Origin of the sequence: Haemophilus sp. HMSC071C11 (assembly GCF_001837655.1) — a bacterium.
GTDB classification, from domain to species: domain Bacteria; phylum Pseudomonadota; class Gammaproteobacteria; order Enterobacterales; family Pasteurellaceae; genus Haemophilus; species Haemophilus influenzae.
The window spans coordinates 19,166-31,972 of record NZ_KV833404.1 but is presented as its reverse complement, the minus strand read 5'-3'; the positions used below and the strand labels follow the sequence as shown (position 1 = coordinate 31,972).

Below are 12,807 nucleotides of genomic sequence, written 5' to 3'. Positions count from 1 at the left end.
ACTCAATTAGCTCTTTCAGCTTTCGCCAGCACCATATAAATGGAAAGAGTTAAGAAAATTTATTTTTATACAAAAGAGCGGTCAAATTTTGCAGCATTTTTTTACGACATTCTCTACAGAGGGTTCAAAAATTTCACTTGAAGCATTGCTTAATGCTCGAGAGGAACGTGCAATTTTACAACAACAGCTTATAACACAATATGGACAAACCTTACTTTGCATCACTTTAACTGCTGTGGGTGGAGTAAAAAAAAATGCTTTGTTGGATTATGTTTTTACAAAAGCTCTAGAAAATCTGACCGCACTTTTTACTCAGTTAAACATCACAGCAGTAAAAGAAATAGTCCGTCCGTTAGAAACGGGGCATGAAGCCTATTTTGTATTACCGATAGATGCTCGTACGCTAAAAGTGCTGATGATTGAATTGGAAGAAAGTATTCCTCTTGCTCGTTTGTGGGATTTAGATGTGTTTAATGCTAAAGGCAATCTACTGAGTCGTACAGATTTTGATCTTTCTCCAAGAACTTGTTTAGTGTGCGGAGAAAATGCAAAAATCTGTGCGAGAACCCGCAAGCACGAGATTGATGAGATTGTAGATAAAATTCAATCTCTCGCACAGAATCATGATTTCGCAGAACATATTGGTGAACAAGTTTATCTGGCATTAATACAAGAGGCTCGCTTATCGCCAAAACCTGGTTTAGTGGATGCCATCAATAACGGTTCGCACAAAGATATGAACCTACATACTTTTGAGCAAAGTGCGATTAGTTTAAAACCTTTTTTTACGCAGTTTGTTCTCAAAGGCATGATGACCGCGCATTTGTCTGAAAATCAAATTCTCGCTGAAATTCGTCCTTTAGGTTTATTAGCAGAAAAAGCAATGTTTAAAGTTACTGATGGCGTAAACACCCACAAAGGTGCTATTTTTTCTTTTGGTTTAGTGTGTACGGCAATTGGACGATTATTGGCACAAAAAAGTTTGGTTCAAAGTGCGGTAGATTTTGATGTTAAATTAATCTGCTCACTTGTTGCACAATTTACTCAAGGTTTAACGGATGAACTGAAAAATTATCCTGAACACTTGCCTAGTACGGCTGGAGTGCGTTTATTCCAAAAATATGGCTTAACAGGTGTCCGTGGCGAAGCAGAAAATGGTTTTAATCTCATTCAAACGTTGTTGCCACAATTTGATGAGTACCATCAGTTAGAATGGGAACATCGTTTACTGATTTTGTTATTGAATTTAATGGCAATTAACTCCGACACTAACGTGGTTCATCGAGGTGGTTTAGCGGGATTGCATTTCATACAGCAAACAGCACAGGATCTGCTTACAGATCAACACCTTGTGACAGATAAAACAGCACTGACACAAGCATTAATGAAATTTGATACCGCCTGCATTGAACGTAATTTAAGTTCGGGCGGTAGTGCTGATTTATTAGCACTAACAATTTTCTTTTTATCATTTAGAGGTAATTAATATGGCATTATCCAAAAATACAAAACTGGTGATTTTAATGGCTATCCCATTGATCACTTTCTTACTACCTGCTCCTGATGGGCTTTCTTTGATTGCTTGGCGATTACTTGGTGTTTATATCGCCACTATCGTTGGGCTTGTGCTTAAACCTTATGGCGAGCCCGTTATCTTATTGGCTGCAATTGCAGTTTCTGGCGTTATCATCGGTAATACTGAAGGGGCGAAAGAATTGGTTAAAGTCGGCAATATGTTGGATGGTTATAAATCTGGCACAACATGGCTTATTTTTACCGCATTCACTTTGAGTTCAGCATTTGTAATCACAGGTCTAGGTAAACGTATCGCCTATCATATGATCGGTGCAATGGGTAGCACAACCCTACGCTTAGGCTATGTTACCATGTTCTTAGATCTTTTACTCTCGCCAGCAACGCCCTCTAACACCGCGCGTTCAGGTGGGATTATCTTTCCAATCATTAATAGCGTAGTGGTTGCTCTTGGTTCAGATCCAGAAAAAAGCCCGAAAAAAGCAGGGCGTTATTTGATGATGAACGTATATATGGTGGTTAAAACTACCTCTTATATTTTCTTAACCGCAATGGCTCCTAATGCCTTAGCTCTTTCATTAATGGCACCAATTCTTGGTTTTGAAACCACTTGGATCAAATGGTTCTTAGCTGCATCCGTACCCGGCTTACTCTGCTTATTCTTAATTCCGTTAATTTGTTATTGGGTATCTCCACCAGAATTGAAAAAAGTGGATAATAAAGCCATTGCGAAAAAAGGCTTAGAAGAATTAGGTCCAATGTCTTTTCGTGAAAAAGCACTCAGCGTGTTATTCGTAATTGCATTATTCGGCTGGATTTTCTCTAATTCACTTCATATCAATGCTACCATTGTTGCAATCATTGTAATGGTGCTTTGTATTGTATTAAGTATCGTCACCTGGGACGATATCTTAAAAAGCAAAGGCGCATGGAATACCCTAGTATGGTATGGTGGTATCATCGGTATGTCTGGCTTGCTTGAAAAATCTGGCTTTTTCAAATGGTTAGCAAACACCTTAAGTACCATACTTCAGTTTGAGGGGCATGGTATGATGGCGTTAATAGTGATTCTTACCTTAAGTGTCTCTGTACGTTATTTATTCGCATCAGGCGGTGCATATGTAGCTGCAATGGTACCCGTATTTGCAACAGTCGGACATGTAACAGGCGCTCCTACTGAATTGCTTGCTCTAGGCTTAGTCTTTGCTAATTCTTATGGTGGTTCAGTAACTCACTACGGAGGCGGACCAGGTCCAATTGCATTCGGTGCTGGTTATAATGATATAAAATCTTGGTGGATTACTGGCGCGATCATTGCTTTTGGTAGTTTAATTATCCATCTAACTATCGGTATGGCATGGTGGAAATTATTAATGAGTTTAGGCTGGTTATAAGCTAATCTTTTTTAAATTTAACTGCTATTTTGACGGTGTAGTAGACAAAGTAGTTGATTATAAATATATGCTTGCGTTTTCACTAAAAAGTGAGCTCTATTTAATTTAAGGATTAAGTCCTGTAATCTACAGGGCTTAATCCTTTTGGTTTACCTTGAATATACACATCGTTGTAATCGCGATAAGCTAGTATTTCCTTTAATTTTATGAACTAATATTTACCTCATACTGCATTATATCTTGAGTATATTTATGAATATCTTATTTTTTTAATGATTTACAAGCCTTTCTAGCTTATCAAAATATTCTGTTTAGTGTCTTTCACCGAATATTCACTAGCCAGAATTAGCGCAAGCCTGTAGAATAGCCCATTGCTTTATTTAACTAATTATTTATAACACCTAACGATATTGTAGAAAATGACTCAAAAATTACATATTAAAACTTGGGGCTGCCAGATGAACGAATACGATTCATCTAAAATGGCCGATCTTTTATTAAGCACCCACGGATTAGAACTCACGGAAGCACCTGAAGAAGCAGACGTATTATTATTAAATACCTGTTCTATTCGTGAAAAAGCACAAGAAAAAGTGTTCCACCAACTTGGGCGTTGGAAAGAATTAAAGAAAAATAATCCAAATTTAGTGATTGGTGTGGGCGGCTGTGTGGCTTCTCAAGAAGGGGAACATATTCGCCATCGTGCGCCTTATGTGGATATTATTTTTGGCCCGCAAACTTTGCATCGCTTGCCTGAAATGATTAATCAAATTCGTGGCGGTAAAAGCTCTGTGGTTGATGTGAGCTTTCCTGAAATTGAGAAATTTGACCGCTTACCTGAACCTCGCGCAGAAGGCCCAACGGCATTTGTTTCCATTATGGAAGGCTGTAATAAATACTGTACTTTCTGTGTTGTGCCTTATACTCGTGGAGAAGAAGTTAGCCGTCCCGTAGATGATGTGCTATTTGAAATTGCGCAACTTGCGGAACAAGGTGTGCGTGAGGTAAATCTACTTGGTCAAAATGTAAATGCTTATCGTGGGCCAACGCATGATGGTCAAATTTGTAGTTTTGCTGAGTTGCTTCGTCTCGTGGCTTCTATCGATGGTATTGACCGTTTACGTTTCACAACCAGCCATCCAATAGAATTTACCGATGATATTATTGATGTGTATCGTGATACGCCTGAATTAGTGAGTTTCTTACATCTTCCAGTGCAAGCAGGTTCTGACCGTGTATTAACTATGATGAAACGTGCTCATACCGCATTAGAATATAAATCCATTATTCGTAAACTTCGTGCTGTGCGCCCAGATATTCAAATCAGCTCTGACTTTATTGTTGGTTTCCCAGGGGAAACGTCGGAAGATTTTGAGCAAACTATGAATTTGATTGCACAAGTAAACTTTGATATGAGCTTCAGTTTTGTTTATTCCGCTCGACCAGGTACGCCAGCAGCAGATATGCCAGATGATGTGACGGAAGATGAAAAGAAACAGCGTCTTTATGTGCTACAAGAGCGTATTAATCAACAAGCGGCACAATTTAGCCGTCGTATGCTTGGCACAGAGCAGCGCGTGTTAGTTGAAGGCCCATCGAAGAAAGATATTATGGAATTGACGGGACGTACTGAAACGAATCGTATTGTTAATTTCCAAGGTTCTCCAGAAATGATCGGTAAATTTGTGGATGTAAAAATTACTGATGTTTATACTAATTCGTTACGTGGCGAAGTGGTGCGTACTGAAGATGAAATGGGATTACGTATTGCACAATCGCCACAAGAAGTGATGAATCGCACACGTAAAGAAGATGAATTAGGCGTAGGGCGTTATCACGGCTAATTAAAATGCTGAAATATTCAACCGCACTTTGAGAGATTAAAGTGCGGTTATTTTTTAGAGATATATGGTTTAGATTTGCCAATCAATTGGTTTCATTCCATTACTTTCCAAATATGAATTTGTTTTGGAAAAATGATGACAGCCAAAAAAACCTCGATGGGCTGAAAGTGGGGAAGGGTGCGGAGCCGTTAAAACAAGGTGACGAGTGCGGTCAATAATTTGTCCTTTTTTTTGTGCGTGACTGCCCCAAAGTAAAAACACCAGTTTTTCACGATGTTCATTAAGCACTGCAATAACTTTATCTGTAAACCTTTCCCAACCTAAATTGGCGTGTGAATGTGCCATACCACGTTCTACGGTAAGCACTGTGTTAAGTAGTAATACGCCCTGTTCTGCCCATTTGACTAAATAACCATGTGATGGCATTTGGAATCCCGAAATATCTTGTGTGAGTTCTTTATACATATTTAATAGGGAAGGGGGAATTGCTACTTCAGGTTTTACAGAAAAAGCCAAGCCGTGCGCTTGGTTTGCACCGTGATAAGGATCTTGACCTAAAATTACCACTTTTACATCTTCAAAAGCGGTATATTTGAATGCATTAAATACCTCTTCTTGTGGTGGATAAATTGTTTTCCCGTTTGCTCTTGCAAGATGAACTTGTTGTAGAGCGTGTTGAAAGTAAGGTTGTTCTTTTTCTTTTCCGATAACGTCTGTCCAGTTTTTCATTATTCTATCCTATTAATAAGTTTTTATTCATTATAAACAAAAACACTCATTCAATAAAAAGTTAAATTAATGTTAAATTATTGATATAAATTTTATTTAAAAATTAATAAATTTTAATTTAGATCAAATTTATAAAAATTAATTAAAAAAATAACCTGCTCTTTATCAAATAAATCTAAAATAATTTGAAATATTAAAATGATTTGATAAAATTTGTACAGTTTTATTATTATTTTCGTGCCAATTAGGAGGCTATTATGATTAAAGGTATTCAAATTACTCAAGCAGCAAATGACAATTTGCTTAATTCATTCTGGTTATTAGACAGCGAAAAAAATGAAGCGCGTTGCTTGTGTGCAAAAGGCGAATTTGCTGAAGACCAAGTTGTTGCAGTGAGCGAATTAGGTCAAATCGAATACCGTGAATTACCAGTAAACGTCGCACCAACTGTTAAAGTTGAAGGTGGCCAACATTTAAACGTGAACGTATTACGTCGTGAAACGTTAGAAGATGCGGTAAATAACCCAGATAAATATCCACAATTAACTATCCGTGTTTCTGGTTACGCAGTACGTTTCAACTCTTTAACGCCAGAACAACAACGCGACGTTATCACTCGTACTTTTACTGAAAGCTTATAATTTCATTTTGAATGAAAAAAGAAACCCCGAAGTCATTCGGGGTTTTGTTTTATCTAAAAAGTTTGAAAATTTGACCGCACTTTTCCTTTTCATCTATAGCGATTTACATGCTTTTCAGGTAGAATCCGCCAGTTAAATTTAATGATTTTTGAGAAAAACTATCTTTTATGAAGAATATTCGCAACTTTTCTATTATTGCCCATATTGACCACGGTAAATCGACCCTTTCTGACCGTTTGATTCAAACTTGTGGTGGCCTTTCGGATCGTGAAATGGAAGCGCAAGTGCTAGATTCAATGGATCTTGAGCGTGAGCGTGGAATTACCATCAAAGCACAAAGTGTTACCTTAAATTATAAAGCCAAAGATGGCGAAACTTATCAATTAAACTTTATCGATACCCCAGGACACGTGGACTTTTCCTATGAAGTGTCTCGCTCTCTTGCTGCTTGTGAAGGGGCATTGTTGGTGGTTGATGCTGGCCAAGGAGTCGAAGCCCAAACTCTGGCAAACTGTTATACCGCAATCGAAATGGATTTAGAAGTGGTACCGATTTTAAATAAAATCGACTTGCCTGCCGCAGATCCTGAACGTGTAGCGGAAGAAATTGAAGATATTGTTGGAATTGATGCGATGGAAGCGGTTCGATGCTCAGCTAAAACGGGTGTCGGTATCGAAGATGTATTAGAAGAAATCGTGGCAAAAATTCCCGCACCAGAAGGCGATCCTAATGCGCCATTACAAGCATTGATTATTGATTCTTGGTTCGATAACTATTTGGGCGTGGTATCTTTAGTGCGTATTAAAAACGGGGTATTACGTAAAGGCGATAAAATTAAAGTGATGTCCACAGGGCAAACTTACAATGTTGATCGTTTAGGGATTTTCACGCCAAAACAAGAAGATTCCACCGTTTTAGAATGTGGCGAAGTGGGTTGGGTCGTTTGTGCGATTAAAGATATTTTAGGCGCGCCAGTTGGGGATACCTTAACCCATCAACATAATTCTGCAGCTGAAGTGTTGCCAGGTTTTAAAAAAGTAAAACCACAGGTTTATGCTGGGCTTTTTCCTGTAAGTTCTGATGATTATGAAGCGTTTCGCGATGCACTTGGTAAATTAAGTTTAAACGATGCGTCACTTTTCTATGAACCAGAAACTTCGACTGCACTTGGCTTTGGTTTCCGTTGTGGTTTCCTTGGACTTCTACATATGGAAATCATTCAAGAGCGTCTAGAGCGTGAGTATGATTTAGATCTTATCACTACTGCACCAACGGTAATTTACGAAGTGCAATTAACGAATGGGGAGGTTGTTTATGTGGATAGTCCTGCAAAATTGCCTCCACTTAATAATATTGCTGAAATTCGCGAGCCAATCGCAGAATGTAATATGTTAGTACCACAAGAATATTTAGGTAACGTTATTACCCTTTGCGTTGAAAAACGTGGCGTGCAAACCAATATGGTATATCACGGTAATCAGATCGCACTGACTTATGAAATTCCAATGGGCGAAGTTGTTCTAGACTTCTTTGACCGTTTAAAATCAACATCGCGTGGTTATGCTTCGTTAGATTACGGTTTTAAACGTTTCCAAGCGGCAGATATGGTTCGCGTGGATATTATGATTAACAGCGAACGAGTAGATGCTTTAGCTTTAATTGTTCATAAAGATAATTCACAATATCGTGGTCGTGAATTGGTTGAAAAAATGCGAGAGTTAATTCCTCGTCAGCAATTTGATATTGCTATTCAAGCCGCGATTGGTAACCACATTATTGCCCGTTCTACGGTGAAACAATTACGTAAAAACGTATTAGCAAAATGTTATGGTGGTGACGTGAGCCGTAAGAAAAAGCTCTTACAGAAGCAGAAAGAAGGGAAAAAACGTATGAAATCTTTAGGTAACGTAGAAGTGCCGCAAGAGGCGTTTTTAGCAATTTTACACGTAGGAAAAGATAAATAAGGAAAATTATGTCAAATTTATTTTTTGTGATTTTATTGGCTGTCGGCTTTGGTGTGTGGAAAGTTTTAGATTATTTTCAGTTGCCAAATACTTTTAGTATTTTGTTACTAATTTTGACCGCACTTTCTGGCGTATTATGGTGTTATCATCGTTTTGTGGTGCTGCCAAAACGTCATCGTCAAGTGGCACGTGCAGAACAACGTTCTGGTAAAATCTTAAGTGAGGAAGAAAAAGCCAAAATTGAACCGATTTCTGAGGCTTCAGAATTTTTGTCTTCACTTTTTCCTGTGCTTGCAGTGGTATTTTTGGTTCGTTCTTTTTTGTTTGAACCGTTTCAAATTCCCTCTGGCTCAATGGAATCCACTTTACGTGTTGGCGATTTTTTAGTTGTGAATAAATATGCTTATGGTGTGAAAGATCCGATTTTCCAAAACACCATTATTGAGGGCGAAAAACCACAACGTGGCGATGTGATTGTGTTTAAAGCACCACAACAAGCGTTAATTCGTACTGGTCTTGGTGCAACACGAGCAGCCTTTGCAGAAAATTTAGCGTTAAGTTCAAAAGATAATATGTCTGGTGTGGATTATATTAAACGTATTATTGGAAAGGGCGGAGATCGCATCATTTTTGATGCGGAACAAAAAACGCTAAAAGTGGTATATGGTAAAGAAGGTAAACCTTGTGAAATTGATTGCGAAACTAAGGCGTTTGAATATACACAAAATCCAACAAATCCTGCTTTTCCAAATGAATTAGAATTGACTGAAAAAGGCGATGTAACACATAACGTGTTAATTAGTGAGTATCGTCGTTATTCAGACCTTGAATTTTTCCCACAAGAGGGAATGCAAACTGCAGAATGGCTTGTGCCAGAGGGGCAGTATTTTGTGATGGGGGATCATCGCGATCACAGCGATGACAGTCGTTTCTGGGGCTTTGTACCTGAAAAAAATATTGTGGGTAAAGCCACTTATATTTGGATGAGCTTAGAAAAAGAAGCGAATGAATGGCCAACAGGTTTCCGTTTTGAGCGTTTCTTTACAGCAATAAAATAAGATGAATCATTTAGATCGACTTGAGCGTAAAATCGGCTATCGTTTTAATGATATTGCGCTCTTAAAGCAGGCACTTACGCATCGAAGTGCGGCAACTCAACATAATGAACGCCTAGAATTCCTAGGCGATTCCATTCTTAATTTCACTATCGCTGAAGCACTTTATCATCAGTTTCCACGTTGTAATGAAGGAGAACTGAGCCGTATGCGTGCTACTTTGGTACGCGAACCCACTTTAGCGATTTTAGCGCGCCAATTTGAATTAGGCGATTATATGTCGCTTGGTTCTGGCGAGCTAAAGAACGGTGGTTTTCGCCGTGAATCTATTCTTGCCGATTGTGTAGAAGCGATTATTGGCGCAATGTCTTTGGATCAAGGATTGGCTGTGACGACCCAAGTGATACGAAATTGGTATCAACAGTTATTGGCAGAAATTAAACCAGGCGATAATCAAAAAGATGCGAAAACGCGTTTACAAGAATATTTACAAGGCAAACATTTGCCATTGCCAACTTATGAAGTGGTAAATATTCAAGGGGAAGCCCATTGCCAAATTTTCACTGTTGAATGCAAAGTGAAAAGTGCGGAGAAAATTGACCGCACTTTTGTGGCAAAAGGATCTAGCCGTCGTAAAGCTGAACAAGCGGCAGCAGAACAAATTTTAAAAGAACTGGACATCAAATGACCGAACAATTCGACAAAACCTATTGCGGCTTTATTGCTATCGTAGGTCGCCCAAATGTGGGTAAATCAACGCTCTTAAATAAAATTTTAGGACAAAAAATTTCAATTACATCACGTAAAGCACAAACCACCCGTCACCGCATTGTTGGGATTAAAACTGAAGGTGCGTATCAAGAAATCTATGTGGATACTCCAGGACTTCATATTGAAGAGAAGCGTGCGATTAACCGTTTAATGAACCGTGCAGCAAGTAGTGCTATCGGCGATGTTGATTTAATTATTTTTGTCGTAGATGGTACACATTGGAATGCAGATGATGAGATGGTGCTAAACAAACTACGTAATGCAAAAGCACCCGTTGTGCTTGCTATCAACAAAGTAGATAACATCAAAAATAAAGATGATTTGTTACCGTTTATTACAGATCTTAGCGGTAAATTTAACTTTGCTCACATTGTGCCAATTTCTGCACAGCGTGGTAATAATATTCATGAATTAGAGAAAATTGTACGCCAATCTTTACGCGAAGGTGTGCATCATTTTCCAGAAGATTATGTCACAGACCGTTCGCAACGTTTTATGGCATCGGAAATAATCCGTGAAAAATTAATGCGTTTTACCGGTGAAGAATTGCCTTACTCTGTTACTGTTGAAATTGAACAATTTAAAGTGAATGAACGTGGCACTTATGAAATCAATGGCTTAATTCTCGTTGAACGTGAAGGTCAGAAAAAAATGGTAATTGGTGCGGGCGGTCAAAAAATTAAAACTATTGGTATGGAAGCGCGTGCTGATATGGAACGTTTATTTGATAACAAAGTTCACCTCGAACTTTGGGTGAAAGTGAAGTCAGGTTGGGCAGATGATGAACGTGCATTGCGTAGTTTAGGATATATGGATGAATAAAGTGCGGTGAAATCCATAAGTAATAAATAGAAAAATCCCCATTATTGCGATGGGGATTTTTTTGTTTCTAATTTTTCACTGAATACACTTCAAATTTTCCTGTTTGAGCAAGAATTTCGTAATCACCGAAATGTTGTCTAAGTAATTCGGGATAAGGCAAAAATGCATTGGCGACAATGCGTAATTCTCCACCTTGATTGAGGTGCCATTTTGCTTGAGTGATGAGTTCTGTCACTGCTCGGTAGGCAGTATCAATACCATCATGGAATGGTGGATTTGAAATGATCAAATCAAATTTTCCTTCTATATCAGAAAAGACATCACTGGCGTAAACCTCGCCTTGTAATTGATTTTCAGAAAGTGTTTTATGCGCTGATTCTAACGCCATCGCATGAATATCAGTCATGGTAATTTGTGCGTTAGTAGAGCTTTTTTTTATCACAGAGCCAATTACTCCCGCCCCACAGCCAAGATCGAGTACTTTTCCTTTTATTTTATTATCAATGGTTGAAAGTAACAGTTCTGTGCCCGTATCTAATTCCGCTGCACTAAATACACCAGGTAAACTATATATAGTTAAGTCTTGTATCGTAGGATGTTGGTAGGTTTTCCAGAAATTTTTAAGTTCAAAGTGCGGTTTATTTTGGAGTGAAAAATGATATAAACCGCAACGACGAGCAGAGTCAATTTTTGCTATTTCTCCATAGGGTGCTAATGTTTTTTCTACTGAACGCACGCCACAACGGTTTTCACCAATAATTAATATTTCTTGACCAATAGATGCTTGAGCTAATAGTTGAATCAGTTGGAAATTGACTTCTTGTTTGTTTTTAGTCCAATAATAAACGATTAAATCGGCTTGACCTTGAAATTCAACGGAAAAATTGACCGCACTTTGTGTTCTTGCATAGTCAAAATAGCAACTCCAAATTTGGATTGATGAGCATTTAGAGGCTAATGTTTGAGGAAAATTATCAGAAATACCGCCAGCAAATAATACCGATTTACCATCAAAAAATGAAAGATGGCGTTCTAAAACTTGGCTTTCTAGAGAAATCACGCTTTGAATCCTGTGGGTTATTGGTTAAAATTACGCACCATTTTAGCAAAGATTAATAAAAGAAATTAACACTATTTTTCAAGCAACGTTTTTAAAAATTCACTTATGAACAGACGCGATCTTCTTTTACAAGAAATGGGCATTTCCCAGTGGGAATTATATCGCCCCGAGGTACTGCAAGGTTCAGTAGGAATTAGTGTGGCAGAGAATATTCGCTTTATCACTGTTTCCAATGAAAATATCAGTAGCTCGCCTTTGTTGGCTGATGTGCTGTTAAGCCTTAATCTTAAAAAAGAAAATTGTTTATGTTTGAATTACGATCAAATCCAGCATATGGAATGTAAGCAGCCTATTCGTTACTGGTTACTATCAGAAAATAACGACCAAATTGACCGCACTTTGCCATTTTGCAAGCAGGCTGAGCAGGTTTATCGCTCGCCAAGTTGGCAGCAATTTCAATCTAATCATCAAGCCAAACGAGCGTTGTGGCAACAAATTCAGCAGCCTTAATTATGTCTATTATTTCTCAAATTGAAGCCTGTGATTTCGAGCGATTGTATGAAATCGAACAGCAAGCACATCTGGTGCCTTGGTCATTTGGTACGTTAAAAAATAATCAAGGTGAGCGTTATCTCAATTTAAAATTAATAGAGAATAATCAGATTATCGGTTTTGCTATTTGCCAAACCGTATTAGATGAAGCGACTTTGTTTAATATTGCTATTGTACCCTCTCATCAAGGTAATGGATTGGGGAAATTATTGTTGAATGAGTTAATCGCTCGATTGAAAGAAAAAGGTGTACAGACCTTATGGCTAGAAGTTAGAGAGTCTAACCCTGCTCGTTTCTTGTATGAAAAAATTGGTTTTAATGAAGTCGATATTCGAAAAAATTATTATCCAAAGCCCAGCGGTGGACGAGAAAATGCCGTAGTAATGGCCTGTTATTTATAGATACAAATGATATAGCCTAGGATGTTTATCCTAGGCTATAT

The 12,807-nt window shown here is 38.1% G+C and carries 12 protein-coding genes; 10 read left to right on the top strand and 2 right to left on the bottom strand.

Going from position 1 to position 12,807, the window contains the following annotated elements:
* Positions 1 to 88 precede the first annotated feature (88 nt).
* The 3 genes from citG (at position 89) to miaB (ending at position 4,771) form a co-directional block, all read left to right on the top strand.
* Positions 89 to 1,486: a triphosphoribosyl-dephospho-CoA synthase CitG gene (gene citG, locus HMPREF2644_RS02490; RefSeq protein WP_005663296.1), complete on the top strand. Its 1,398-nt coding sequence runs from the start codon at positions 89 to 91 to the stop codon at positions 1,484 to 1,486.
* Between the two features lies 1 nt (position 1,487).
* The gene (locus HMPREF2644_RS02485) at positions 1,488 to 2,927 is read left to right on the top strand and encodes an anion permease (protein WP_005652640.1); all 1,440 of its coding nucleotides are present in this window, start codon (positions 1,488 to 1,490) and stop codon (positions 2,925 to 2,927) included.
* Positions 2,928 to 3,346: 419 nt separating this feature from the next.
* Positions 3,347 to 4,771 (top strand): tRNA (N6-isopentenyl adenosine(37)-C2)-methylthiotransferase MiaB, encoded by a 1,425-nt coding sequence (gene miaB, locus HMPREF2644_RS02480; protein ID WP_005660726.1) that lies wholly within the window; start codon positions 3,347 to 3,349, stop codon positions 4,769 to 4,771.
* A 69-nt stretch (positions 4,772 to 4,840) separates the two neighbouring features.
* Here miaB and ung read toward each other — a convergent pair whose 3' ends face one another.
* Entirely contained in the window at positions 4,841 to 5,500 is a 660-nt protein-coding gene (ung, locus tag HMPREF2644_RS02475; RefSeq protein ID WP_038440975.1) for a uracil-DNA glycosylase, read from the bottom strand.
* A gap of 257 nt (positions 5,501 to 5,757) precedes the next feature.
* Here ung and grcA point away from each other — a divergent pair, with 257 nt between their 5' ends.
* The 5 genes from grcA (at position 5,758) to era (ending at position 10,753) form a co-directional block, all read left to right on the top strand.
* Positions 5,758 to 6,141, top strand: coding sequence for an autonomous glycyl radical cofactor GrcA (grcA, locus tag HMPREF2644_RS02470; RefSeq protein ID WP_005628746.1), 384 nt, complete (start codon positions 5,758 to 5,760; stop codon positions 6,139 to 6,141).
* Positions 6,142 to 6,308: 167 nt separating this feature from the next.
* Entirely contained in the window at positions 6,309 to 8,105 is a 1,797-nt protein-coding gene (gene lepA / locus HMPREF2644_RS02465) for a translation elongation factor 4 (protein ID WP_038440977.1), read from the top strand.
* 8 nt (positions 8,106 to 8,113) lie between these two features.
* Positions 8,114 to 9,163, top strand: a complete 1,050-nt coding sequence (lepB, locus tag HMPREF2644_RS02460) for a signal peptidase I (RefSeq protein WP_070828204.1) — start codon at positions 8,114 to 8,116, stop codon at positions 9,161 to 9,163.
* A gap of 1 nt (position 9,164) precedes the next feature.
* Positions 9,165 to 9,848 carry a ribonuclease III gene (gene rnc, locus HMPREF2644_RS02455; protein ID WP_005652648.1) on the top strand — a complete coding sequence of 228 codons (684 nt, stop codon included), beginning with the start codon at positions 9,165 to 9,167 and terminating at the stop codon, positions 9,846 to 9,848.
* On the top strand, positions 9,845 to 10,753 hold the full coding sequence (gene era, locus HMPREF2644_RS02450) for a GTPase Era (RefSeq protein ID WP_014550631.1): 909 nt from the start codon (positions 9,845 to 9,847) through the stop codon (positions 10,751 to 10,753). The genes rnc and era overlap by 4 nt, the downstream gene beginning before the upstream one ends.
* A 67-nt stretch (positions 10,754 to 10,820) precedes the next feature.
* Here era and rsmC read toward each other — a convergent pair whose 3' ends face one another.
* Positions 10,821 to 11,813, bottom strand: coding sequence for a 16S rRNA (guanine(1207)-N(2))-methyltransferase RsmC (gene rsmC, locus HMPREF2644_RS02445; protein WP_070828203.1), 993 nt, complete (start codon positions 11,811 to 11,813; stop codon positions 10,821 to 10,823).
* A 105-nt stretch (positions 11,814 to 11,918) separates the two neighbouring features.
* Here rsmC and holD point away from each other — a divergent pair, with 105 nt between their 5' ends.
* A complete protein-coding gene (gene holD, locus HMPREF2644_RS02440) occupies positions 11,919 to 12,323 on the top strand; it encodes a DNA polymerase III subunit psi (protein ID WP_011271781.1) in 405 nt (134 codons plus the stop codon).
* A gap of 2 nt (positions 12,324 to 12,325) precedes the next feature.
* Positions 12,326 to 12,766 carry a ribosomal protein S18-alanine N-acetyltransferase gene (gene rimI / locus HMPREF2644_RS02435; protein ID WP_011271780.1) on the top strand — a complete coding sequence of 147 codons (441 nt, stop codon included), beginning with the start codon at positions 12,326 to 12,328 and terminating at the stop codon, positions 12,764 to 12,766.
* The last annotated feature ends 41 nt before the right edge of the window (positions 12,767 to 12,807 follow it).